Here is a 23,615-nt window from a genome sequence, read left to right on the forward strand (position 1 = left end):
CATGGAGCACGTGGACGCCGTCGTGATCGGGTCCGGCTTCGGCGGCTCCGTCGCCGCCTACCGGCTGGCCGAGGCGGGCCGGCGGGTGGTGCTGATGGAGCGCGGCCAGCCGTACCCGCCGGGCGCCTTCCCGCGCTCCCCCGCGGAGATGGGGCGGGCGTTCTGGGACCCGGACGCCGGGCTGTACGGCATGTTCGACGTCTGGAGCTTCAAGGGCTGCGACTCCGTCGTCTCGTCGGGGCTGGGCGGCGGCTCCCTGATCTACGCGAACGTGCTGCTGCGCAAGGACGAGCGCTGGTTCGTCCACGACCAGCCGATGCCCGGCGGCGGGTACGAGTCGTGGCCGATCTCCCGCGCCGACCTCGACCCGCACTACGACGCGGTCGAGAAGATGATGGGCGCGACGCCCTACCCGCTGGAGCAGGTCCCGTTCGACGACACCCCGAAGACGCACGCGATGCAGGACGCGGCGGCCGAGCTCGGCCTGCAGTGCACGCTGCCGCCGCTCGCGGTCAGCTTCGCCTCGCGGCCCGGCGGCACGCCCGGCCTGAGCCTGCCGATCGTGGACGCCGGGTACGGCAACGTCCACGGCGTCCCCCGGCGGACGTGCCGGCTGTGCGGCGAGTGCGACATCGGCTGCAACGAGGGCGCCAAGAACAGCCTCGACCACACCTACCTGTCGGCCGCGGCGCACCACGGCGCCGACATCCGCACGTCCCACGAGGTCAAGGCGATCCGGCCGCGGCCGGGCGGCGGGTACGAGGTCGACTACGTCCACCACGTCGACCTGACCGCGAAGAAGCAACGCCTGCCGATCCGGACGATCTCCTGCGACCGGCTGGTCCTGGGCGCCGGCACCTACGGCACGACGTTCCTGCTGCTGAAGTCGCGGGAGGCGTTCCCCGGGCTGAGCGACGCGCTCGGCACCCGCTTCAGCGGCAACGGCGACCTGCTGACGTTCCTGATGCGGGCCAAGGACCGCAACCGGGTCCGGCCGCTGAACGCCAGCCGCGGCCCGGTGATCACCACGGCGATCCGGCTGCCGGACGAGCTGGACGGCGTGCCCGGCGCGGGCCGCGGCGCCTACATCGAGGACGGCGGCTACCCGGGGTTCACCGACTGGATCGTCGACGGCTTCGACGTCGGCAACGACTTCGAGCGCGCGGTGAAGTTCCTGTGGAACCGGTTCACCGACTTCTTCCGGGACGCGCCGGACACCAACCTGTCCAAGGAGATCTCCGACCTGATCGGCGACGGGGCGCTGACCGTCAGCTCGCTGCCGCTGCTCGGGATGGGCCGCGACACCGCCGACGGGCGGCTGCGGCTGAAGGACGGCCGGCTCGCCGCCGACTGGACGTCGGAGACCAGCGAGGAGCTGTTCACCCGGGTCCGCAGGACGATGCAGGGGATCGCGGACGTGCTCGGCGCCCACTACGCCGACAACCCGATGTGGTTCCGCAAGCGGATCATCACCGTCCATCCGCTGGGCGGCGCCCCCATGGGCGCCCACCGGGACGAGGGCGTCTGCGACGCCTTCGGTGAGGTGTTCGGGTTCCCGGGCCTGTACATCGCCGACGGGGCGGCGATGCCGGGTCCGGTGGGCCCGAACCCCTCGCTCACCATCGCCGCGCACGCCGACCGGCTGGCGACGCGGCTGCTGGAGAACTCGTCCGCACGACGGGGTGCGGGCGGTTCCAGCACCACCGTCCCGTCCACCACGGGGGCCGAGCCGGTCGGGGGACCCGGCTCGCCGGGCGGGGGGGAGAACGGCTCGGCGTACGAGTCGGTTTCCGGGGGGCGCGGGGGGTCGTCCCCCCACACGGCGTACGGTCCGGCATCGGGGAGTCACGATGGGGCACGGGGACCGTCCCATGTGGCTGCCGGCCGTACGTCGCTGTCGTTCACCGAGGAGATGAAGGGCTTCGTCACCTACGGCGAGAGCGATCCGCGGATCGGCGAGCTGGCCGAGGGGCGCCGGCCCCTGTCGTTCCGGCTGACGATCACCGCGGCGGACACCGACCGGTTCCTGGCCGAGCCCGGGCACGAGGCGAAGGCCGAGGGCTGGGTGGACGCGGCCGGCGACGGCGGCCGCCGCCCGGTCGAGAAGGGCACGTTCAACCTGTTCGTCGCCGACGGCGAGGACGACCGGCGGCTGATGAAGTACCGGCTGTTCTACACCGACGGGGAGGACCGGCCGCGCACGCTGAGCGGGCACAAGAACGTCCTGCACGGGCCGCCGACGCGGATCTGGCCGGACACCAGCACGCTCTACGTGCGCCTGCTGGAGGGGCATGTGGGCGAGGACGAGGAGGAGGCCGCCGAGATCGTCGCGGCGGGCGTCCTGCACATCCAGCTGACGGACTTCGCGCGGCAGCTCACGACGTTCCGCACGTCGGGCCCGGACGGGGCGGGCAAGCTGCTCGACTTCGGCAGGTTCTTCGCCGGGGAGCTGTGGGAGGTCTACGGCCCGGACCCCGCCTGAGGGGGCCCGAGGGGGGCCAAGGTCGTGCAGGCCGAGGGAACTGCGGGGTGCTCTCGGCCTGCACCTTTTCGCCGGAGGTCGCGCGGGGGGTCGCGCGGCCTCCGGCCCCTGTCCGGGTCAGATGTCGCCCGCCCGGCGGGCGGGGCAGTCGGCGGGGCAGTCCTCGACGTGCGCGGGCAGCCACTTGACGAACGCCTTCAGCATCAGCCGCAGCCCGAACCCGACCAGCGCGCCGGTTCCGGGGATCAGCGGCTCGAACGTCGCCTCCCACCGGATGAGGGTGCCCTGCCCGCCATTCTCGAGGTGCCCGCCGTTCTCCAGGTGGACGTCGGAGCGGTAGCGGCGGACGGGGAGCCCTCTCAGCGCGATGTAGCCGAAGTGCGTGTAGGGCTCGTAGGCGACGGTCTGCTCGCTGGCCGGCCAGATCTTCTTGACCGTCCCGACGCCGTAGGTGGTCGTGTCGCCCTTGCGCGCCTGCCTGGCCGGGGTGGGGAACCTGCCCCAGCGGCCCCACGCCTCGGGGACGGCGAGGTGCCGGAACAGATCCTCGGGCGCGGCGGTGGTGGTGGCGGTGGCCTGGATCATCGCCACACGCTACACCGCCGTTGGCGGGGTGTCAGGAGGAGTGGGCGCGGGCGCGGAACGCGGCGGCCTTGACGCGGTTCTGGCAGGCGGTCCCGCAGAACCGGCGGGTGCCGTTGCGGGAGGTGTCGACGTAGACGCGGTCGCAGTGCGGCGCGGTGCAGACGCCGAGGCGGTCGTGCATCTCGCCGCCGAGGACGACCGCGAGACCGGTCGCGCAGGTGGCACCCCAGTCGGTGGTGATGGTGCCGCCCTCGCCGTGGAAGTGCAGGTGCCACGGCTCGCCGTCGTGGCGTGCCAGCCGGGGCCTGGCCCGGGTCCGCGCCAGCAGCCGGTTCAGCTGCCCTGCGGCGGCGTTCACGTCGCCGGCGGCGACGGCCTCGAACACCACGCGCAGCTCGCGGGCGACGGCGGCCAACTCGGCGGCCTCGTCCGCGGTCAGGGCGGTGCGCCTGCTGATGCCCTGGAGGGCCTCCATGCCCACGGCGGCCAGGCCCTCCCCGGTGGGCGGCGTGTAGGGCCGCCCGCGCCGCTCCCCCTCGGTCAGCCCGTTGACGAGCTTCACGGCGGACGCCACCACGCCATCGGTATGACTGTTGAAGTTCACTTGACCAGTTACGCCCTTCCGGGTTAGCTTGTCACTGGTCAAAGGCTACATGACAGTCACAGGAGGAGTCATGACGCTGCTCGGCCGGGAGGCCGCCGGTACCTGGATCGCGCGCTGGGACGCCCAGCAGGAGGGGTACGTCCCCGATCGCGAGGACCGCTTCACCGTGATGATCGACGCGGTGGAGGCGGCCGCGGAGCGTCCCGACCCGCTGGTGCTGGACCTCGGCTGCGGGCCCGGCTCGCTCGCCGGCCGCATCCTCGACCGGATCCCCGCCGCCACCGTCGTCGCCATCGACGCCGACCCCCTGCTGCTGTCGCTCGGCCGGGCCGTGCACGCCGGCCGCGACGGCATCGCCTTCACCACGCTCGACCTGCGCGAGCCCGGCTGGGCCGCCCGGCTGCGGCTGCCCCGGCAGGCCGACGCCGCCGTGAGCACCACCGCGCTGCACTGGATCTCCCCCGCCGACCTGCGCGTGGTCTACGCCGAGCTGGCGACCGTACTGCGCCCCGGCGGGCTGTTCCTCAACGGCGACGACCTGCACGCCGACGACGCAACGCCCGGCCTGGACCGGCTGGAGGGCGCAGTGCGGGAACGGGCGGCGGCCCGGCGGCATGCGGCCGTCCCGCGCCCGGAGACCTGGGCGCAGTGGTGGGAGGCGATCGGCGCCGACCCCGCCTTCGCCGGCCTGCGCGCGCAGAGCGCCGACGACGTCACCGGGCACCACGGCGCGGCGGCCCGCCTGCTGTCCGCGCACACCGAGGCGCTGCGCACGGCCGGCTTCACCGAGATCGGCACGCTGTGGCAGCACGGCCACAACCGGCTGCTCGCCGCCCTTCTGCCCGTCTGACCCGCCACGCGGCGGGCCCTCCGGCGATCACCGGCCCCGGCCGCCGACGTGCTCGCCCTCCCGACGCCTCTCACCTCGCGGCGAGGGCCGGGAAGTCCAGGACGCGGGCTCGCGGGACGAGCCCGGGATCCTGGCCGCCCCGCGCGGACGGCGCGCCGGAGCGGGCCGCGCGGCCGGTGAGGATGTGGCCGCGGAACGCCGCGCCCTTCGCGACGACCTTGACGGCGTGAAAGTCTCCCGGCGGCAGGGCGCAGAACCCGGTCCGCACGACGTCGTCGAACAGCGAGTCCGACACGACGTAGGCCAGGTCGCGGTCCTCGTCGTCGATCAGCAGGCGGCGCAGCGGCGTCGCGTCCAGCAGCCGCTGGACGACGATCGGCGCGTCGCCGGCCGGGCCGAACGGCCCCGCGGTGAGCGTGCCGTGGTGCAGCGCGAGCCGCACCCGCAGCCGGAACCGGCCGGCGTCCTCGTTGACCACGCGCAGCGCCTCGTCGAGGCCGATCACGAAGTCGCCGGCCACCGTCGCCGGGTCGACCCCGTCCGGCAGTGTGGCGAGCTCCCCGTCCCCGCCGACCTGCTTGTCCCAGCCGGCCCGGTCGAGGCCGACGCCCCGGGCCGCGCGGTCGAGCGCGTCCGAGAGCAGCCGCTGCGCGCGCAGCTGCTCGCGGGTGTCGCGCCGGCTGTACCCCTGGATGTCCACCGCCAGCAGCAGGCGGTAGCTGAGCTGTGCTTCCCCGTTTCCCTTCACTCTGCCGCCCCTCGTCATCGGTTGGGCAAATGGGCTCGGTGCCCTCATTCGCTCCACGACCGGAATGAATGTGCCCGGCGAAGACCCTGGCGCGGTCGTTCGGATCCTGCCGTCCCCCTACGAACCTGAGACGCGGCCCGGGGGGCGTCCGCCCCGGGGGTAAGGAAAAGGTCGCGAACAAGTAAGGGAGCAACTGGAAAATTCGCCTCGAAACGGTCTCCAGTTGAACCGGCGGGCCCAGGGGTCCCGTACTGCCTCCCAACGTGACACCCACGGTCACCGCGTCGACCCGCCCCTCGCACCCGCCCGGAGACCCCCGATGGCCCACAGATCACCGGCCGCCGCGTCGGCCACCCGCGAACGCCCTCCCGGACCGTGGAGCTGGTTCCGCGGCCCGCAGCCCGCCGGAGGCGTCGACGACCAGGTGATCGTGACCGAGCTGTACCGCGTGTACGGCCGTCCGCTGCTGTCGTTCGTCCTCCGCCTCACCGGCGGCGACCGGCACTGGGCCGAGGACGTCGTGCAGGAGACGATGATCCGCGCGTGGCGCAGCGCGCACCAGCTCGACGAGAACGCGACCTCCCTGCTGCCGTGGTTGGCGACGGTCGCCCGCCGGATCGTCATCGACGACCAGCGCCGCAAGAACGCACGGCCGCAGGAGGCGGGCGAGGGCCCGCTGGAGAACATGCGCGTGCCCGACGGGTTGGAGGATCTGCTGCGCTCCGTCGTCGTGTCCGAAGCACTCCTCGCGCTGTCCCCCGCCCACCGCGAGATCCTCAACGAGACCTTCTTCCGGGACCGGTCGGTCAACGAGGCCGCCAAGCAGCTCGGCATCCCCGTGGGCACCGTGAAGTCCCGGGTCTACTACGCGCTCAGGGCGCTCCGCGTCGCCCTGGAGGAGAGGGGCGTGACGCCATGAGAGCGCCGGACATGCCGCACGTCGACGTCGGCGCCTACGCCCTCGGCCTGCTGGAGGAGCCCGACCGCCGCGCCTTCGAGGCCCACCTGTCGACCTGCTACTCCTGCCACGAGGAGCTGGGTGCGCTCCGCGGGCTGGCGGAGACGCTCGACGGCATCGGCCCGATCGAGGACCCGGTGGAGGCGATGCCCGCGCCGCCGGAGCCCGCGGTGGTCACCGACATGATGCGGCACCGGATCCGCCGCCGGCGGCGCCACCGCGCGGCCCGGTCGCTGGCCGCGGCGGCGGCCGGGGTCGTGCTGCTCGGCGGCGCGGCCGGCACCGGGTTCACCCTCGGCGCGGACCGCGAGCGGGCCCCGGCCGGTCAGGACGGCGACACGGCCGCGCTGATGCGCGAGGGCCGGCTGATGTCGGCCTCCGACGAGGGCACCGGCGTCACCGGCACGGTCGCGATGCAGCAGAAGGCCTGGGGCAGCCGCGTCGGGCTGCAGCTCAGCAAGGTGGACGGGCCGCTGCGCTGCGAGCTGGTCGCGGTGGACAAGAACGGCAAGGCCCACACCGTCGTCGGCTGGGCCGTCCCGGCCAAGGGGTACGGGCTGCCGGGCTCGGCGCAGCCGCGGCTCGCAGTGCAGGGCGGCACGGCGCTGCGGCCGCAGGAGATCAGCCGGTTCGAGGTCCGGACGATCGGCGAGGGCCGCACGCTGCTGACCGTCCCCGCCTAGGCCCGGGCCTTCTGGATCCGGCCTTCGCAGGACCCGCGGCGCGTCCACGCCGGCCCGGCCGCACCGGCCGCGCGGACGCGCCGCTCCGTCACGTCTCATGGGCCGGGTCTCATAGGCTGGTCCGGTGAGTGCGATCCGGCCGTCCGCGGGCCCCGAGCTGATGCTGCCGGGGCTCCGCGAGGTGTACGCGGCCTACGTCCGTGAGGCGGACGCCCTGCCCGCGCTGCCGGGCCCGCTGCAGGCGGAGGTGTGGGCGTCCGCGCGGCTCGGCGATCTCGAGGCGGCGGCCCCGCACGTCCAGGGGCGGCGTGCCGCGCTCGGCGACCTGATCGGCTGCCTGCGGGCGGCGGCGACGCCGGGCGCCCGGACGTTCCTGCGGGCGCTCGCCGCGATCGGCCCGGCGGAGGGCCGCCGGGCGGCGGGGCGCGCGGCGGACGGACTCCGCGACGTCCCGGCCGCGCCCTGGGAGGGCTCGCTCGGGCGGGTCGTGCCCGGTCAGGCGTGGCTGATCCAGGAAGGGCCGCTGGACGGCGACCGCCTGGTCTGCGAGTTCCGCTACGAGGGCGCCGGAACCGCCGGGATGCACGCTCTGGCCGTCCGGCTGTCGTATGGCGACGTCCCGGCGGAGGTCGTGATCGTGGGGGACGTCCCGGCGCTGATGTCGGCCGCACGGCAGGCGATGCAGGCCGAGCTGTGCGTCGTCCAGCCGTACGAGGCCGCGGCCGTGGGGGCGAGGCTCCGCGCCGCTCTCGCGGGCGCGGAGCCTCTGCCCGAGGCGTGCTACCCGGCGCTCGCGCTGGCGCGGCACCGGGCGTCCCTGCTGCCCTAGCGGCCGAGGGCGCGGTAGCGGCGTACCGACAGCGGGACGAACACCGCCGCGATCACCAGCGGCCACGCCACCGCGAGCGGCAGGCTGTGCTGCGCCGCCCACGACCCGCCGGTGACGGGGTCGCCGAACAGGTCGCGGCACGCCGTCACGGTCGCCGACATGGGGTTCCAGTCGGCGATCGCGCCGAGCCAGCCCGGCATCGTGCTCGGCGCGACCAGGGCGCTGGACAGGAACCCGATCGGCCACACCAGGATCTGGATCGCCGCCACCGACTCCGGCCCCTTGGCGACCAGGCCGAGGTAGACGCCGAGCCAGATCAGCGCGAACCGCAGGAGCAGCAGCAGCCCGAGCCCCGCGAGGGCCCGCACCGGGCCGTCGTGGACGCGCCAGCCGATGAGCACGCCGCACGCCGCCATGACGGCCAGGGCGGCGACCGAGTGCAGCATGTCGGCGGTGGCGCGGCCCACCACGACGGCGGACGGCGACATCGGCATCGACCGGAACCGGTCCGTCACGCCCTTGGCGGCGTCGCTCGCGACCGCGGTGAACGTGGTCTCGACGCCGAACGCCATCGTGAGGGCGAACATGCCGGGGACGATGAACGCGCGGTAGTTCCCGCCGCCGGGCACGTCCATCTGGCCGCCGAACAGGTAGCCCATCATCAGCACGACCATCACCGGGAACAGCAGCCCGACCGCGACCTCGCCGGGCCTGCGGGCCCAGTGGGCGAGGGCCCGCCCGGTCAGGGTCCGCCCGTCGGCGACGGCCCAGCGCAGCGCCTCGACGCTCATGAGGGCACCTCCTCCTTCTCCGTGAGGTGCAGGAACACCTCGTCCAGGGTGGGGCGGCGCAGGCCGATGTCGGCGACGGCGACGCCCGCCTCGTCCAGGGCCCGGACGGCCTCGGTCAGCGCGGCGGCCCGGCCGGACACCGGCGCCCCGACGCGCAGGGTCTCGGCGTCGACGTCCACCTCGCCGGCCGCGACCTTCCCGACGATCCCGGCGGCGGTGGTGAGCGACCCGGGGTCGTCCAGGACGACCTCGATGCGGTCACCGCCGAGCCGGGCCTTCAGCGCGTCGGGGGTGCCCTCGGCGATGACGCGGCCGCGGTCGATCACCGAGATGCCGGAGGCGAGCCGGTCGGCCTCCTCCAGGTACTGGGTGGTGAGCAGGACGGTCGTGCCCCCGCCGACCAGGGCGCGGATCGCGTCCCACACCTCGCCCCGGCTGCGCGGGTCGAGTCCGGTGGTCGGCTCGTCCAGGAACAGCACCGGCGGCGCGAGGATCATGGACGCGGCCAGGTCGAGGCGCCGCCGCATGCCCCCGGAGTACTCCCCGGCGGGCTTGGCTGCCGCGTCGGCCAGCCGGAACCGCTCCAGCAGCTCGTCGGCGCGCCGCCGCGCCTCCTTCGCGCCGAGGTGGTGGAGGCGGCCGAACATGACGAGGTTCTGCCGGCCGCCGAGGATCTCGTCGACCGCCGCGTGCTGCCCGACGAGCCCGATCCGGCGCCGCACCTCGTCCGGCTCGCGGACCACGTCGTGCCCGGCGACGCGGGCGGTGCCGCCGTCCGGCCGGGTGAGCGTGGTCAGGATCCGGACGGCGGTGGTCTTGCCCGCGCCGTTCGGGCCGAGCAGCCCGTGCACGGTGCCGGCGGGGACGCGCAGGTCGAGCCCCGCCAGGGCCTCGGTGCCGCCGTAGCGCTTGCGCAGCCCCTCGGCGGAGACCGCGAGCCGTGGTTCCGTCACCCCGTCCTCCAAACTATGTACACAGTACGGAATTACCATCGCGGCCAATATAGCGTACGGAGTACAGAGTTTCATCCCTGAGAGGATCCCGGCGTGACCGAGTACAGCGGGGGCGGGGACCCGAAACGCAGTCTGGAGCTCCTGTGGGGCGTGCGGGCTCGCCCCAGACGGGGGCCCAAGCCGCGGCTGACCCCGGAGGACATCGTCCGGACGGCGATCGGGCTGGCCGACGCCGCGGGCCTGGAGGCGCTGTCCATGCGGCGCATCGCCGACGAGCTCGGCGTCTCCCCCATGTCGATCTACACCTACGTCCCGGGCAAGGCCGAGCTGATCGACGCCATGGTCGACCGCGCGTTCGGCGAGCTGACACCCCCGGAGCAGGACACGTGGCGGGCCCGGCTGGAGCACGTCGCCCACGACGGCTGGGCGCTGTACCACCGCCACCGGTGGCTGCTGCAGGTGACGCTCGCGCGCCCGCCGATGGGCCCGCACACGCTCGCCAAGTACGAGTTCGAGCTGCGCGCCGTGGAGGGACTCGGCCTCACCGACGTGGAGATGGACTCGGTCGTCGCGCTCGTCACCGGCTTCGCCGAGAGCGCCGCCCGCGTCTCGGTCAACGCCGCCGAGGCCGAGCGCCGCAGCGGCATCAGCGACCTGCAGTGGTGGGAGGCCACCGCGCCGCTGCTCGCCGAGCTCGTCGACGAGGCCGACTACCCGATCGGCACCCGCGTCGGCACCGCGGCCGGGCAGGAGTACAACGCCCCCGCCGCACCCCGGCGCGCCTTCGAGTTCGGCCTCGCCCGCGTCCTGGACGGCATCGAGGTCCTGATCAGCTCCCGCTAGCCCGCTTGGTCCGCTTCGTCGGGACGGCCCCCGCCGGGTCCTCCGGCCACGGGTGCTTCGGGTAGCGCCCGCGCAGCTCCGCCCGGACCGCCTTGTAGCCCTCGCGCCAGAACGAGGCCAGGTCGGCGGTGACCGCGGCCGGGCGCCCCGCCGGGGACAGCAGGTGCACCACCAGCGGCACCCGCCCGCCCGCGAGCCGCGGCACCGCGTCCCAGCCGAACAGCTCCTGCAGCTTCACGGCCAGGACGGGCCGCTCGCCCGAGTAGCCGACGCGGATCCGCGACCCGGACGGCACCTCGATCCGCTCGGGCGCGTACTCGTCCAGCCGCGCGGCCTGCTCCCAGGGCAGGAGCCCCCGCAGCATGGCGGCGACGTCGACCCGCGCCAGGTCGGCGCGGCGCCGCGCTCCCGCCAGCCACTCCGGAGCCCGCTCCAGCAGGGCCGCGTCGTCGACCGCGGGCCAGGGCTCCCCCAGGGCACCGTGCAGGAACGCGAGCCGCTCGCGGAGCGCGACGGCCGCCGGGGTCCAGGTGAGCAGTCCCAGCCCCTCGGCGCGGACCCCGTCCAGCAGCGCGGCCCGCACCGCGGCCGGGTCGGGCTCCGGCAGCGGCCGGACGTCCAGCTCGATCGCGCCGAGCCGCTCGACGCGGCGCGCGGCCACGTCCCCGTCTCGCCACGCGACCTCCTCGTCCGCGCCGAGCAGCGGCGCCGCGGCGAACCGCGCCACGTCCTCGCCGATCACGACGGCCTGCCGCACCCGCGCCGACGCCGACCCGGCCGGGCGGTCCGCCGCCGCCACCGCGAGCCACTCCGGCCGCGCCCCGGCCAGCGCCGACCCGTCCGCGAGGACGGCCCCGGTCCCGGACGCCATCAGATACCCGCCGCCCCGCCTGCGCGCCACCCGCTCCGGGAACGCCAGCGCCACCACGACCCCGGCCACCCGGTCGTCCTCGGCCTCCCCTCCCGGCCGGACCTCCGGAGCCGAGGAGGCGAGCGCCTTCTCCAGGCGGGCGGTCTCGTCCCGCCAGCGGGCGGCGTGGGCGTCGGCGGGACGGCCGCGGCGGCGCAGGGCGCGCCAGGCGGCGGTCAGGTCGTCGCCGGCGGCGCGGGGCGGGGGCTCGGAGAGCAGCGCGACGACCTCGGCCGCGGCACGGGCGCCGACCTCGCCGGCACCGTCGACCAGGGCGCGGGCGAGGCGCGGATGCAACCCGACACGGGCCAGCCTGCGCCCCCGGCCGGTGACGCGCCCGTCCTCCACGGCGTTGCGGGGGGCGTGGGGGGTCGTCCCCCCTCGGGAAGACACGGCGCCGAGGGCGCGCAGGGTGGCGCGGGCGGCGTCCATGGCGGCGGGCGGGGGCGGGTCGGGCAGGGCGAGGCCGCTCGCGTCGGGGTCGCCCCAGCAGGCCGCCTGGAGCGCGAACCCGGCGAGGTCGGCGAGCTCGATCTCGGGGCGGGGCCGGGCCGGGAGGCGGTCGTGCTCGGCCGCCGTCCAGCACCGGTACACCGCGCCGGGGGCCTCCCGCCCGGCGCGGCCGGCGCGCTGCGCGGCGGTGGCGCGGGACGCGCGGACGGTGGTGAGGGAGCCGAGGCCGCGGGCGTGGTCGGTGCGGGGCTCGCGGGCGAGGCCGGAGTCCACGACGGTCCGGACGCCGGGCACGGTGAGGCTCGACTCGGCGACCGAGGTGGCCAGCACGATCCGGCGGCGGGAGGAGGGCGCGAGCACCTCGTCCTGCGCGGACCGGGGCGCCTGCCCGTGGATCTGCAGGACGTCGGCCCCGGCGCCGGCGAGCATCCCGGCGACGCGGGCGATCTCCCCGACGCCGGGCAGGAAGCACAGGACGTCCCCGTCGCGCTCGGCCGCGGCCCGCCGGACGGTCGCGGCGACGTGCGCGAGGAAGGCCGGGTCGACGCGCATGCCGTGGGGCGGCGCGACGGGGCGCGGCGGCGGCGCCCAGATCGTCTCGACCGGGTGCAGCGCCGCCTCGGTCTCCACGACGGGCGCGCCGCCGAGGAGCCGCGCCCACGGCCCGGTGTCGGCGGTGGCGGACGCGGCGACCAGCCGCAGGTCGGGGCGGACCGTGGCGCGCACGTCCAGCAGGAACGCCAGCGCGGTGTCGGCGTCCAGATGCCGCTCGTGGCACTCGTCCAGGATCACCGTGCCGACGCCGGGGAGGTCGGGTTCGGACTGGAGCCGCTGCAGGACGACGCCCGTGGTGACGACCTCGACGCGGGAGCCGGGACGGGACTCGCCGCGCACGGTGACGCCGACCCGGCCGCCGACGCGCTCGCCGAGGAGCCAGGCCATGCGGCGGGCGGCGGCGCGGGCGGCGAGGCGCCGCGGTTCCAGCACGAGCACCTTCCCGGCGGCGGGCGGGCCGCCGAGGGCGAGCCCGGCGAGGGCGAGCGGGACCAGCGTCGTCTTGCCGGTGCCGGGAGGCGCGGCCAGCACCGCCGTGCCGCCGTCGTCCAGGGCCGCGCGCAGGGCGGGGACGGCGTGGCGGACGGGGAGGGTCTCGGCGGCGCTCAGCTGCATCGTCCCAGTGTGCCGCCCCGGCGCACGGGCCCTGGAACGGCCCCCGATGAATTGCGGCGAAAAAGGCCGTGTTTCTTGCGGTGATACTTGCACTGTGCCTTTCATGCACTCCGCCCGACCTATTCTGTGTTTTCCCGCGAATCGTCCGGGCCAACCCTGCACGATCGACCAGGCACGCAATGCCGTCAAGGCCGAGAACTGTCCTAGGAGTTTGATTTAAGTCACCTTGCGAACTGTAGCGTCAATGCCGGGGGCATCCCCATAATGATGCTGTCATCGCAGGTGCTGGGAGGTTCCCATGTTCGGCAGCTCCATCTATCTCAGGGACCGGCCGGCCTTCACGGGCGGCTCGCCGCAGGCGGTGTACGAGGAGCTATGGCAGCGCGGCCAAAAGGGGCGTTTGCGGACGCGCGCTATTCTGTCGGCGGCGGCGCTCGTGTTGTGCGCACTGCTCGTCAACGCCGCTTTCGGAATCCTGATGGCCGTTCTGGTGGCGTCCGCGGACACGTTCGTCCATTGGCGCATTCATAACGCCTCGCGGGTGTGGCGGCTCGGGCTGCGGGGCGAGGAGCGCATGAACCGCTTCCTGCGCCACACGCTGGAGCGCCGCGGTCACCGCGTCCTGTACGGGCGGACGGTCCCCGGGCACGGCACCGCCGACGAGCTGGTCATCGGCCCCGGCGGGGTCTGGCTCGTGCACAACGAGGCGTGGGCCCCCGGCACCGAGATCTCCCAGCACGGCGGCAAGCTGTTCGTCGACGGCCGCACCCAGTCCAAGCTCGTCGCCGGGCTGACCGCGCGGGCCGAGGCCGCCGCGGCGGCGATCTCCCGGGTCGCGGAGGTGCCGGTGCCGGTGACGCCGGTGCTGGCCGTGCACGGCGGCAAGCTCGTCCGGACGCCCTTCGCCGCCGACGGCATCGTCTTCGCGCAGCCGCTGCGGCTGATCCGCTGGATGCACCGCAACCCGGTCGCCGACCGGTCGCCCGAGGAGGTCGAGGCGATCACCAGCGCCGCCGTCCGCGCCCTGCCGATCGGCGGCCACCACTTGACGGCCGCGGCATGACGGCACGCATGACGGAGCGGAGAGGGCATGCCGCGGCAACCGACTTCTGAACACCTGTGGCCGGGGGGCTCACACGCCGCCGTTCACAGGGCGCCCACCGCCCGCGGAGGCTCCGCCACCTTCGCGGGCGGTGCGGCGCAGCCACAGCAGGCCGAGGACCGGGAGCACCAGCGGCACGAACCCGTAGCCGCGCCCGAACATGGACCAGACGGTCTCGTCGGGGAAGGCCGCCGTGTCGATGACGCTCAGCGTGCCCACGACCAGCACGCCGGCCAGTTCGGTCGAGCAGGCCGCGACGGCGATCCGGAACGACGTCCGGCCGCCGCGGGCGAGCGCGACCGTCGCCAGGACGTAGACGGCCGCGGCGAGCGCCGACAGCAGGTAGGCCACGGGCGCGTCGGAGAACTTCGTGGCGATCTGCACGCCCGCCCGCGCACCGGCCGCGAGCGCGAAGACCGCGTAGACGGCGACCAGCAGCCGTCCCGGCCCGCTCGCGGTGCCGCCGGGCCGGCCTTCGGCGCCCGCGCGGGTTCCGGCGCCGGCGCGGGCGCCGTCGCCCGCGCGGGTCTCGGGCCGCCCGCCCGCGGGTTCCCGGACGTCCTCGTGCTCGGGCTCAGGCACCGGTGCCGCTCCACAGCTGGTTCATCCGTACGACCATGACGGCGGCCGCCAGGCCGGCGACGACGATGACGCCCGGCCCCCAGCGGGTCCGCTCCAGCAGGCCCCACCCGGCGCCGGCGACGGGGATCAGCAGCGAGCCGATCAGGTAGCCGACGAAGGTGGCGGGGCCGTCCGGGCCCTCGCCGCCGGACAGCTTCACGACGGCGACGACGGCCTGCGCGATCAGCAGCGCCTCCAGGACGCCGAGCGCGGTGAGGTCGGCGACGCCCATCGCCCGGCCGCGCAGCGCGGTCACGAGGGCGTAGCCGGCGGTCAGCAGCGCGGCCACGATGGTCACGGTGGCCAGGACGTCCGTCACGGCACAGAGAGTACTACCGCCTGTAGAGGACGGTGTCACCGCACCGGCGTCCGCACCCCGCCGGGCATGGCAGCATGGCGGGCGTGAACGCGCTGCAGTGGCTGACCCTGACCCGGCACGGTGAGAGCACCGGCAACCTCGCCTACCAGGCGGTGGAGGGCACCGACGCCGAGGAGGCCGGCATCCCCGAGCGGGACGCCGACGTCCCGCTGTCGGACACCGGCCGCGCGCAGGCGGCGACGCTCGGCCGCTGGCTCGCCGCGCTTCCCGAGGACGAGCGCCCCACCGTCGTCATCGCCTCCCCCTACCTGCGGACCCTCGACACCGCGGAGATCGCGCTCACGCAGACGTCCTACGCCGCCCCGCGGGACCCCGGCGGGGTGCGGATCAAGGTGGACGAGCGGCTCCGCGACCGGGAGCAGGGCGCGCTCCAGGGCCTCACCGCCCGCGGCGTGCAGAACCGGTTCCCGGAGGAGGCGGACCGGCTGCGGCGCCTCGGCAAGTTCTACTACCGGCCGCCCGGCGGCGAGTCGTGGGCCGACCTCGCGCTGCGGCTGCGCAGCTTCTACCGCGACCTGCAGGACGGCGCCCCCGGGGGCCGGGCCCTGGTCGTCACGCACGACGCGATCGTCGTCATGACCCGGTACCTGGTCGAGGAGCTGACCGAGAAGGAGGTCATGGCGATCGAGAAGGAGCCGGTCGCCAACGCCTCGGTCACCCGGTGGCGGCACGACGGCACCGGCCTGGCCGCCGTCTGCTACAACGACTGCGCCCACCTGACGGGGACGCCGGCGCCTACGGCTCCCCGCCGAGCAGCCGGGCGCGGCGCGAGCTGACCGCGGCCAGCCGCGGATCGCCCGGCGGCAGGACGGCGCGGAGCCGCTCCAGCGCCTCCAGGTCGGCGCGGCCGGGCTCGGTCTGGACGTAGGTCCACAGCGCCTCGGCCCCGCCCCGGTCGACCACCTGCCGCCGCACCCGCACCGCCAGCTCGTCGCGTTCGGCGCGGACGCCGGGCGCGTCCGACAGCGGCAGCAGCTCGCCCCCGTACAGCCGGGCCGCGGCGGCGACGTCACCGCCGTCGAGCAGCCGCCGCACGGTGAGGAAGTCGGCCTCCACCGCGCAGCCGAGCCGGTAGGGGCGGGCGCGGACGATGCCGCCGAACTGCTGGCGGAGCCGGTGGATCTCGGGCCGGACGGTCGCGGGGCTGCCGTCGTCGCCGTACAGGTAGAGCGCGAGCCGGTCGCCGCTCAGCCCGCGCGGGTGCAGCGCCAGCAGCGCGAGGATCTCGGCGTGCCGCAGCGTCAGGTCGAACCGGCGCCCGTCCAGGTGCGCGTGCGGCTGCCCGGCGCCGAGGAGCGTCAGGGTCAGCAGCGGCGCGTCGCCGGCGGGCGGCGCCGCGGCGTCGCGGCCGGCCGGCGCGCCGGTGTCCACCCGGCCGACGAGGCCCGGCAGCCGCAGCAGGAACGCCTCGCCGAGCGGTTCGGCGACGGCGGTGCGCCCGTCCGGCAGGACGACCGTGCCGCCCGGTTCCGGGACGGGGACGCGCCGGCCGCGCAGCCGCTCGCCCGCGATGATGCGGCCGGTGGGGGTGACGAGGGCGCCGGCGCCGCGCAACCCGCGCAGGTGCGGCAGCAGCCGCTCGCGCAGCCGCTCGTCCCGGGCCAGCATCTCGTTCTCCAGCCGCGACTCCGCCAGCCGCGCGGCGGCGGCGACGAGCGCGACGGTCGCGGGATGCAGCGCGTCCACCGTGGCGCTGACGTCGATGCACCCGACGATCCGCCCGGTGTCGGGGTCGGTGACCGGCGCGCCGGCGCACGACCAGCCGTGCAGGACGTGCGCGACGTGCTCGGCGGCGTAGACGTACTCGGGCCGGCCGGTGGCGAGCGCGGTGCCGATCCCGTTGGTCCCGACGGCGTCCTCCGACCAGCGGAAGCCCTCGGTCAGCCCGATCGCGTCGGCGGCGCGGCTGACGGCCGGCGGGCCCTGCGTCCACAGCGCGTTGCCGGTCTCGTCGGTGATCACCATCAGGTGCTCGGTCTCGTCGGCGACCTGCCGCAGCAGCGCCTCCAGCATCGGCAGGTGCCGTTCGAGGGGGTGCGCGGCGCGGGCGTCGGCGAGAACGTCCCGGTCGAACACCAGGGGCGCCGCCGCCACCCCGGCGTCGACGCCGGCGTCCCGGGACCGGCGCCACGACTCGGCGATCGGCTGCCGGACCGGCACAGCCTCGTGCACCACCATCAGCCCTTTCCCCGGAGAGACCTCGGCCGTCTGAGGATCGGTCCAATCGCGCCGGCGGCGCAACCGATTCCCGGGATCTCGCCCGGCCGGATTCGGACACATAGAGTGATCGGACGATCGCAACCTGCATGCAACGTGGCGGCGCCTACCGTGTCGCTGCCGGGGAGCCGACGGGCCGTCCCAAGGGTCCCGCCGTCCCGTGCGCGTCCGGGGGGAATGCGTGCGGGACGGCGCCGCTCCCCGCACTACGGGGAGGACGTCGGAACGCATGCTCTGCCTGACCTGCCACCGCGTCCGCCCGGCCCTGAGCCGGACGGACTACACCGCCGAACGCGCCTGGCTCATCGTCCGGCGGGGCCTGTGCGCCTGCGCCGCGCCGGCCGCGCCGGCCGCCCCGGGCCCGCGTCCCGGGCCCGTCCGAAAAGCACGTCCGCTCCCCTGAATAAACTCCTGAGTTCACAAAAGGTTCACGGTCGGTTCGCCTACAGTTTAAGGAGATTCCATCCGCTCATCCCGTGGAGGGAGCGCCATGACCGTGATCCCGGGTCTCGTCCGCCGCGCCGCCGCCGAGGCGGAGCGCCATCTGCGCGAAGGCGCCGGCCTTCTCGTCAGAGCGGGGCGGGATCTGGAACGGTCGGCGCGGCTCGCCCGGCTGCTGCCGGACTATATCGAGCGCGTGGCGGTCCTGGAGCGGGAGGTCCGCGACCAGGGCACCGAGGTGCGCGCGATCCGCATCGAGCTCGACTCCCTCGTCGGCCAGCTCAACGACCGGCTGCTGCCGCGCATCGACGAGCGGATGGACGACACCGAGCGCGACCTGGCGGCCGTCGCGACCAGCCTGATCCGCACCGGCCGCGAGACCGCCGGCCACGACGCCCGGTTGGAGTCGGCCGAGCGGCGGATCGGCGAGCTGCGCACCAAGCTCGCCCAGCTGGAGCAGCGCACCGGGCTGTGGCGCGACCTGCAGTCCACCGTGGCCAGGTTCGGCGACGACCTCGACGCGATGCGCGCCCGGATGGCGCTGCGCGCCGCCGAGCCGCCGCCGGCCGAGGCCGCGCCCGCCCCCGTGCAGAACATCACCGACCGCCCGGCCTGAGCGCGGCCCTCCCCGGCAGGGCGGAAACCGGGCGTCCTGGACAATGGACGCATGACTCTGCCGCCCGAATCCCGCCCGCCCGCGACACGCGGTTTCGCCAGCGACAACCAGGCGAGCGTCCACCCGGACGTCCTCGCCGCCCTCGCCGAGGTCAACGACGGGCACCAGCCCGCCTACGGCGATGACGTCGTCACCGCGCGGCTCCGCGAGGTCGTCCGGCGGCATTTCGGGACGCGGGCCGAGGTCTTCCCGGTGTTCAACGGGACGGGCGCGAACGTGGTGTCGCTGCAGGCGCTGTCGGAGCGGTGGAGCTCGGTGGTCTGCCCGGAGTCCTCGCACATCAACACCGACGAGTGCGGCGCCGCCGAGAAGATCGCCGGGCTGAAGCTGGCGACCGTGCCGACGCCGGACGGCAAGCTGACACCGGAGATGGTCGAACGGCACGCCACGGGGTTCGGCAACGTCCAGCGGCGCGAGCCCGCCGTCGTGTCGATCACCCAGAGCACCGAGCTCGGCACCGTCTACACCGCGCGGGAGACCGCGGCCGTCGCCGCGGCGGCGCACGAGCGCGGCCTGACCGTGCACATGGACGGCGCCCGCATCGCCAACGCCGCCTCGTCCCTGGGCCTGCCGCTGCGCGCCCTCACCACGGACGCGGGCGTGGACGTGCTGTCCTTCGGCGGCACCAAGAACGGGCTCCTGCTCGGGGAGGCCGTCGTCGTCCTGAACCCGGACGCCGTGCGCGGCATGGCCTACCTGCGCAAGTCGAGCATGCAGCTGGCGTCCAAGATGCGGTACGTGTCCGCGCAGCTCGTCGCGCTGCTGGACGGCGACCTGTGGCTGCGCAACGCCGAGCACGCCAACGCGATGGCCCGCCGCCTGGAGGCCGCCGCCCGCGCCGTCCCCGGCGTGCGGATCACGCAGGCCGTGCAGGCCAACACGGTGTTCGCGATCCTGCCCGGGGACGTGGCCGGGCGGCTGCGCAAGCGGTTCCCCTTCTACACCTGGGACGAGTCGACCGGCGAGGTCCGCTGGGTCTGCTCCTTCGACACCACCCCCGACGACGTGGACGCGTTCGCCGCCGCGCTCGCCGAGGAGGCGTCCGCCTGAACCGGCACGGGCGTCCCGATGATCGGGAGACCGCCCGCCCGCGGCATGGCCCGGCGCGTTATCGTGTACCGAACAGGATTCGGTTACAGGAGGCGAGCCCCATGGCCAACCGCACCTTCGTCGTCGGCGTGGGCATGACCAAGTTCGAGAAGCCCGGCTCCCGCGACTGGGAGTACCCCGACATGGCCAAGGAGGCCGTCGGCAACGCCCTGGCGGACGCCGGCGTCGGCTACGACACCATCGAGATGGCCTACGCCGGCTCGATGTACGGGTCGATGGGCCAGCGCGCCCTCTACGAGACCGGCATGACCGGCATCCCCGTGATGACCGTCATGAACGCCTGCGCGACCGGCTCCAGCGCCCTGTTCCTCGCCCGCCAGGCCGTCCGCGGCGGACTCGCCGACTGCGCCCTCGCCCTCGGCATGGAGAAGATGAAGAAGGGCTCCCTCGGCGCCGGCATGGGCGAGTCCAAGGTCACCATCATCGACCACCACCTGCGCTCCATGACCGCCGGCCGCGAATGGGAGCTCGACAAGGCGCCCATGCCGCAGATGTTCGGCAACGCCGGCCGCGAGCACATGGAGAAGTACGGCTCCACCCCCGACCACTACGCCTGGATCGGCTGGAAGAACCACAAGCACTCGGTCAACAACCCCTACGCGCAGTTCCAGACCGAGTACAGCCTCGACGACGTCAAGAACGCCACGATGATCTTCGACCCGCTCACCAAGCTGCAGTGCTCCCCCACCTCCGACGGCGCCGCCGCCGCGCTCGTCGTCAGCGAGCGGTTCCTCGACCGGCACGACCTCTGGGACCAGGCCGTCGAGATCGCCGGCCACCACATCGCCACCGACACCCCCGAGAGCTTCGAGGACAACTCCTCCATCCAGGTCGTCGGCTTCGGCGTCTCCCGGCGCGCCGCCGGGAAGGCCATGGACGAGGCGCGGGTCACCATCGACGACGTCGACGTCATCGAGCTCCACGACTGCTTCAGCGCCAACGAGCTCATCACCTACGAGGCCCTCGGCATGGCCGGCGTCGGCGAAGGCCACAAACTCGTCGACGACCAGGCCACCACCTACGGCGGGAAGTGGGTCGTCAACCCGTCCGGCGGCCTCATCTCCAAGGGCCACCCCCTCGGCGCCACCGGCCTCGCCCAGTGCGCCGAACTCACCTGGCAGCTCCGCGGCAAGGCCGGCGACCGCCAGGTCGACGGCGCCCGCGTCGCCCTCCAGCACAACATCGGCCTGGGCAGCGCCTGCGCGGTGGCGGTGTACAAGAGGAGCTAGCCGGCTCGGTGCGTTCGGGGCGGGTTCGGACGTGCGACAATCTTTGACTCTTGTCTCATCCGGGTTACTCTGGGTCTGAGTGATCGCTTGCCTGGAGGTGCGATGCCCGCCCCGTCCTCGCCCCCGTCGGTCGTCACCGCCGCGGCTCGCCGCACCGCGGCGCACGCCCCGCTCGTCCCCGGCACGCTGCTGTGGCGGCACGCCGCCGACATGCGTTCGCTGCTTCCCGGCGCCGCCGCCGGGCTCATGCAGCTCATGCATCCCGGCATCGGCGCCGGGGTCAGCGAGCATTCCGCGTTCTTCGACGCCCCCTTCGACCGGATCCACCGGTCCGTCCCGCAGATCTGGGCGACGATCCTCACCCCGGACGGCGCCGCCCGCGCCCGCGGCATCCGCGACCTGCACCGCGCCATCGGCGGCGTCGACGAGCACGCCCGCCGGTACCACGCCCTCGAACCCGAGACGTTCTGGTGGGCGCACGCCACCTTCACCTGGGAGATCTTCAAGGCGGCCGAGACCTTCCACCCCGGCACCCTCACCGCCGAGGACCACGAGCAGATGTACGCCGAGACCGTCACCTGGTACTCCCGCTACGGCGTCAGCATGCGCCCCGTCCCCGCCGACTACGCCGCCTTCCAGTCCAAGTTCTGGCACATCTGCGCCAAGACGCTCGAACTCACCCCGGCCGCCGCCCGCGCGCTGGAGATCGCCAAGCACGGCTCGGACACCGTCACGCTGCTGCCCGTCGGCGGCCCCCGCCTCGACCGCGCCGGCCGCCTCGTCATCGAGCGGCCGCTGCGCCTGATCACCTTCGGCTGCCTGCCCCCGCTCGTCCGGGAGCGGTTCGACATCCCCTGGTCGCCGCTCGACCAGGCCCGGTTCGCCGCCCTCGCCCTGGCCAACCGGCAGGGCTACCGCATGATGCCCGCCGGCCTCAACCACTGGGCCCTGCGCAGCATGCTCCGCTACATCGGCGCCCAGACCCGCCAGAGCCGCTACCAGCCCGCCGCCTAGCCCGCGGGGGCCGACGCGGGGACGGCCAGCCGGGGGTGGAGTTCCGCACAGGCCGCGAGGATCCGCGAGACGTCGTCGTCGCTCAGCGCGGCATGGGCGGAGAGGCGCACCAGCGTGCGGCCCACCGACGCCGACGGCGGGAACAGCGCCGCGCTGAAGATGTCGCGGCGGACCAGCGCGTCCCGCAGCATGGTCGCGTCGGCCTCCGAGCCGGTCTCCAGGGCGATGATCTGCGAGTCCGACGCGACGAGGCGGTAGCCGAGGCCCGCCAGGCCGTCCCGCAGCCGGGCGGTGACGGCGCGCAGGCGGTCCCGGCGCCAGCCCTCCTTGCGGACGACCCTCAGCGCCGCCGCGAGCCCCGCCACGTCGTGCGGCAGCAGCGTCGAGCTGAACACCGCGGGGAGCGCGGTGTGCGCGAAGTAGTCGGCGAAGCCGGGACGGTCGCAGGTGATCAGCCCCGCCCGGCCCGGCAGCGCCTTCGCCAGGCTCGCGGTGCGGAAGTCGACGCGCCCGGTGAGCCCCGTCGCGGCGACCAGCCCCGCGCCGCGCTCCCCGTGCGTGCCGAGCGAATGCGACTCGTCCACCACCAGCAGGCAGTCGTACTCCTCGGCCACCTCCACGAGGCCGGCCAGCGGGCACACCGAGCCGTCGGTGCTGTAGACGGCGTCCACGGCGATCACCCCCGAGCCGCCCACCTCGATCCGCCGCCGCAGGTGGTCGAGGTCGTTGTGGCGGAAGTAGGCCAGCTCGGCGCCCGCCGCCCGCGCCCCCTCCCACAGCGACATGTGCGCGAGGACGTCCAGGTAGACCGGGACGTCCGGCCCGGCGACCACCTGGAGGAGCCCGGTGTTGGCGGCCCACCCCGACGGGCACAGCACCCCGGCCCGCGCGCCCATGTGCCGTGCGACGTGCTCGCCGAGGACGACCTGCGGGTGGTCCTCGGGCAGGCAGGGGCCGGGTGCCTGCGCGGCGCCCTCCGACGCGCGCAGGCAGGCGATCATGGCCTCGGTGATCGCCGGATGCTCGGCCAGGCCCAGATAGTCGCTACAGGTCAGCATGATCGCCCGGTCGCCGGGGGCCTTCGCGGTGGCCGGCCGCCGCCCGCCGCGGGTGCCCCGGAACACCCTGATGCGTTCGCCCAGCCGCTGGTGAGCGCTGGTCATGGTCGTCACTCTCCCCCGTCAAACCTAGGTCACGTCCTGTAGCGGCCCCTAATCATAGTGTGAAAAGAATCTCGGGAGCGGACCAAGGCGTCGTGGCGCGGGAAAAGTTCAAGTGGAACGAATCATTCCGTTCTGATAGAATCGGAGGCATGAACAAGACCTCCGGCTGGACCGTCCTCGACACCGCCCACGACATGCTGCGCACCGCCGTCCACGGCCTCTCCGACCGGGACCTCGGCCGCCCGACCCCGTGCAGCCGATGGGACGTCGCCCAGGTCGTCCAGCACGCCGCGGGCGACCAGCTCGCCTTCGCCGCCGCCATCACCGGCGAGCCAGGCCCCGGCTACGACCCCTTCCAGCCGTCCGGCACGCTCGACGGCACGCCGATGGACCTGCTGGAGCCGTCCCTGACCGCCTGCGCCGCCGCCTGGGCGACCGTCGGCCGCGACGCCGCCGCGGTCCCCGTCCCCGTGCCGCCCGGCTCCCTCACGCCGGACACCGGCGCCGGGGCCGCCGCGCTCGACGCCGCCGTCCACGCCTGGGACATCGCCGTCGCCACCGGCCGGCCGTCCCCGCTCACCCCCGAGATCTCCCGGACGCTGCTCGGCGTCGCCCGGGAGATCGTGGAGCCGCTGCGCCAGTACGGCGCCTACGCCGCGGCCCTCCCCCACACCGGTCAGGACGACGTCGCCGCCCTCCTGCGCCACCTCGGCCGCGAGCCCGGCTGGACGGCCTGATCCGCACGTGACCTGCGGGCCTCGTGGATCACAGGTCACCCAACGTTCGCGTCCAGGGATGCCGGGG

Annotated in this window: 24 protein-coding genes; 14 read left to right on the forward strand and 10 right to left on the reverse strand. The window is 74.8% G+C overall.

Annotated elements, in window-relative coordinates; genetic code table 11:
• Position 1: 1 nt before the first annotated feature.
• Positions 2 to 2,482 carry a GMC oxidoreductase gene (locus K8Z49_RS10770; protein WP_412518472.1) on the forward strand — a complete coding sequence of 827 codons (2,481 nt, stop codon included), beginning with the start codon at positions 2 to 4 and terminating at the stop codon, positions 2,480 to 2,482.
• Positions 2,483 to 2,599: 117 nt separating this feature from the next.
• On the opposite strand, the gene K8Z49_RS10775 is transcribed toward K8Z49_RS10770, so the two are convergent.
• Positions 2,600 to 3,067: an SRPBCC family protein gene (locus tag K8Z49_RS10775; protein ID WP_412518474.1), complete on the reverse strand. Its 468-nt coding sequence runs from the start codon at positions 3,065 to 3,067 to the stop codon at positions 2,600 to 2,602.
• Positions 3,068 to 3,098: 31 nt separating this feature from the next.
• On the reverse strand, positions 3,099 to 3,641 hold the full coding sequence (locus tag K8Z49_RS10780) for a CGNR zinc finger domain-containing protein (RefSeq protein ID WP_256255273.1): 543 nt from the start codon (positions 3,639 to 3,641) through the stop codon (positions 3,099 to 3,101).
• Between the two features lie 100 nt (positions 3,642 to 3,741).
• On the opposite strand from K8Z49_RS10780, the gene K8Z49_RS10785 reads away from it, so the two are divergent.
• Positions 3,742 to 4,521 (forward strand): class I SAM-dependent methyltransferase, encoded by a 780-nt coding sequence (locus tag K8Z49_RS10785; RefSeq protein WP_412518476.1) that lies wholly within the window; start codon positions 3,742 to 3,744, stop codon positions 4,519 to 4,521.
• Positions 4,522 to 4,591: 70 nt separating this feature from the next.
• Here K8Z49_RS10785 and K8Z49_RS10790 read toward each other — a convergent pair whose 3' ends face one another.
• On the reverse strand, positions 4,592 to 5,269 hold the full coding sequence (locus K8Z49_RS10790; RefSeq protein WP_256255272.1) for a hypothetical protein: 678 nt from the start codon (positions 5,267 to 5,269) through the stop codon (positions 4,592 to 4,594).
• Positions 5,270 to 5,699: 430 nt separating this feature from the next.
• Here K8Z49_RS10790 and K8Z49_RS10795 point away from each other — a divergent pair, with 430 nt between their 5' ends.
• The 3 genes from K8Z49_RS10795 (at position 5,700) to K8Z49_RS10805 (ending at position 7,739) form a co-directional block, all read left to right on the forward strand.
• Positions 5,700 to 6,188 (forward strand): sigma-70 family RNA polymerase sigma factor, encoded by a 489-nt coding sequence (locus tag K8Z49_RS10795; RefSeq protein ID WP_205717773.1) that lies wholly within the window; start codon positions 5,700 to 5,702, stop codon positions 6,186 to 6,188.
• Positions 6,185 to 6,910 (forward strand): anti-sigma factor family protein, encoded by a 726-nt coding sequence (locus tag K8Z49_RS10800; RefSeq protein ID WP_081842674.1) that lies wholly within the window; start codon positions 6,185 to 6,187, stop codon positions 6,908 to 6,910. The genes K8Z49_RS10795 and K8Z49_RS10800 overlap by 4 nt, the downstream gene beginning before the upstream one ends.
• A 124-nt stretch (positions 6,911 to 7,034) precedes the next feature.
• On the forward strand, positions 7,035 to 7,739 hold the full coding sequence (locus tag K8Z49_RS10805; RefSeq protein WP_111831305.1) for a hypothetical protein: 705 nt from the start codon (positions 7,035 to 7,037) through the stop codon (positions 7,737 to 7,739).
• Here the strand turns inward: K8Z49_RS10805 and K8Z49_RS10810 are convergent.
• Positions 7,736 to 8,530 (reverse strand): ABC transporter permease, encoded by a 795-nt coding sequence (locus tag K8Z49_RS10810; protein ID WP_111831304.1) that lies wholly within the window; start codon positions 8,528 to 8,530, stop codon positions 7,736 to 7,738. The two genes, K8Z49_RS10805 and K8Z49_RS10810, sit on opposite strands and share 4 nt — an antisense overlap.
• Positions 8,527 to 9,483 (reverse strand): ATP-binding cassette domain-containing protein, encoded by a 957-nt coding sequence (locus K8Z49_RS10815; protein WP_412518479.1) that lies wholly within the window; start codon positions 9,481 to 9,483, stop codon positions 8,527 to 8,529. The genes K8Z49_RS10810 and K8Z49_RS10815 overlap by 4 nt, the downstream gene beginning before the upstream one ends.
• A 93-nt stretch (positions 9,484 to 9,576) precedes the next feature.
• Here K8Z49_RS10815 and K8Z49_RS10820 point away from each other — a divergent pair, with 93 nt between their 5' ends.
• A complete protein-coding gene (locus K8Z49_RS10820; protein ID WP_412518481.1) occupies positions 9,577 to 10,326 on the forward strand; it encodes a TetR/AcrR family transcriptional regulator in 750 nt (249 codons plus the stop codon).
• Here K8Z49_RS10820 and hrpB read toward each other — a convergent pair.
• Positions 10,313 to 12,859 carry an ATP-dependent helicase HrpB gene (gene hrpB, locus K8Z49_RS10825; protein ID WP_412518483.1) on the reverse strand — a complete coding sequence of 849 codons (2,547 nt, stop codon included), beginning with the start codon at positions 12,857 to 12,859 and terminating at the stop codon, positions 10,313 to 10,315. The two genes, K8Z49_RS10820 and hrpB, sit on opposite strands and share 14 nt — an antisense overlap.
• A gap of 298 nt (positions 12,860 to 13,157) precedes the next feature.
• Between hrpB and K8Z49_RS10830 the strand changes: the two genes are divergently transcribed.
• Entirely contained in the window at positions 13,158 to 13,922 is a 765-nt protein-coding gene (locus tag K8Z49_RS10830; RefSeq protein WP_021600314.1) for a nuclease-related domain-containing protein, read from the forward strand.
• A gap of 69 nt (positions 13,923 to 13,991) precedes the next feature.
• Here the strand turns inward: K8Z49_RS10830 and K8Z49_RS10835 are convergent, their stop codons facing one another.
• Together K8Z49_RS10835 and K8Z49_RS10840 are read right to left on the reverse strand one after the other, a co-directional pair.
• Positions 13,992 to 14,399 (reverse strand): hypothetical protein, encoded by a 408-nt coding sequence (locus K8Z49_RS10835; protein ID WP_052357360.1) that lies wholly within the window; start codon positions 14,397 to 14,399, stop codon positions 13,992 to 13,994.
• 136 nt (positions 14,400 to 14,535) lie between these two features.
• The gene (locus K8Z49_RS10840; protein WP_024934758.1) at positions 14,536 to 14,901 is read right to left on the reverse strand and encodes a hypothetical protein; all 366 of its coding nucleotides are present in this window, start codon (positions 14,899 to 14,901) and stop codon (positions 14,536 to 14,538) included.
• 74 nt (positions 14,902 to 14,975) lie between these two features.
• Here K8Z49_RS10840 and K8Z49_RS10845 point away from each other — a divergent pair, with 74 nt between their 5' ends.
• Positions 14,976 to 15,737, forward strand: a complete 762-nt coding sequence (locus K8Z49_RS10845; RefSeq protein WP_412518485.1) for a histidine phosphatase family protein — start codon at positions 14,976 to 14,978, stop codon at positions 15,735 to 15,737.
• Here K8Z49_RS10845 and K8Z49_RS10850 read toward each other — a convergent pair.
• Complete coding sequence (locus K8Z49_RS10850; RefSeq protein WP_412518487.1) at positions 15,697 to 17,139, reverse strand: GAF domain-containing protein; 1,443 nt, start codon at positions 17,137 to 17,139, stop codon at positions 15,697 to 15,699. The two genes, K8Z49_RS10845 and K8Z49_RS10850, sit on opposite strands and share 41 nt — an antisense overlap.
• A 268-nt stretch (positions 17,140 to 17,407) precedes the next feature.
• On the opposite strand from K8Z49_RS10850, the gene K8Z49_RS10855 reads away from it, so the two are divergent.
• The 5 genes from K8Z49_RS10855 to K8Z49_RS10875 all read left to right on the forward strand — a co-directional run bounded on the left by K8Z49_RS10855 (position 17,408) and on the right by K8Z49_RS10875 (position 21,648).
• The gene (locus tag K8Z49_RS10855; RefSeq protein WP_021599432.1) at positions 17,408 to 17,581 is read left to right on the forward strand and encodes a hypothetical protein; all 174 of its coding nucleotides are present in this window, start codon (positions 17,408 to 17,410) and stop codon (positions 17,579 to 17,581) included.
• An 87-nt stretch (positions 17,582 to 17,668) separates the two neighbouring features.
• On the forward strand, positions 17,669 to 18,235 hold the full coding sequence (locus tag K8Z49_RS10860; protein WP_021599433.1) for a hypothetical protein: 567 nt from the start codon (positions 17,669 to 17,671) through the stop codon (positions 18,233 to 18,235).
• Positions 18,236 to 18,286: 51 nt separating this feature from the next.
• Positions 18,287 to 19,345 (forward strand): threonine aldolase family protein, encoded by a 1,059-nt coding sequence (locus K8Z49_RS10865; RefSeq protein ID WP_412518490.1) that lies wholly within the window; start codon positions 18,287 to 18,289, stop codon positions 19,343 to 19,345.
• Positions 19,346 to 19,446: 101 nt separating this feature from the next.
• The gene (locus tag K8Z49_RS10870) at positions 19,447 to 20,634 is read left to right on the forward strand and encodes a thiolase C-terminal domain-containing protein (RefSeq protein ID WP_021599435.1); all 1,188 of its coding nucleotides are present in this window, start codon (positions 19,447 to 19,449) and stop codon (positions 20,632 to 20,634) included.
• A gap of 102 nt (positions 20,635 to 20,736) precedes the next feature.
• Positions 20,737 to 21,648 carry an oxygenase MpaB family protein gene (locus K8Z49_RS10875; RefSeq protein WP_021599436.1) on the forward strand — a complete coding sequence of 304 codons (912 nt, stop codon included), beginning with the start codon at positions 20,737 to 20,739 and terminating at the stop codon, positions 21,646 to 21,648.
• Here the strand turns inward: K8Z49_RS10875 and cqsA are convergent.
• Positions 21,645 to 22,811 (reverse strand): alpha-hydroxyketone-type quorum-sensing autoinducer synthase, encoded by a 1,167-nt coding sequence (gene cqsA / locus K8Z49_RS10880; protein WP_412518493.1) that lies wholly within the window; start codon positions 22,809 to 22,811, stop codon positions 21,645 to 21,647. The two genes, K8Z49_RS10875 and cqsA, sit on opposite strands and share 4 nt — an antisense overlap.
• A 149-nt stretch (positions 22,812 to 22,960) precedes the next feature.
• Here cqsA and K8Z49_RS10885 point away from each other — a divergent pair, with 149 nt between their 5' ends.
• A complete protein-coding gene (locus K8Z49_RS10885) occupies positions 22,961 to 23,548 on the forward strand; it encodes a TIGR03086 family metal-binding protein (RefSeq protein WP_412518495.1) in 588 nt (195 codons plus the stop codon).
• The last annotated feature ends 67 nt before the right edge of the window (positions 23,549 to 23,615 follow it).

Origin of the sequence: Actinomadura madurae, from assembly GCF_047130825.1 — a bacterium.
Taxonomy (GTDB): domain Bacteria; phylum Actinomycetota; class Actinomycetes; order Streptosporangiales; family Streptosporangiaceae; genus Spirillospora; species Spirillospora madurae.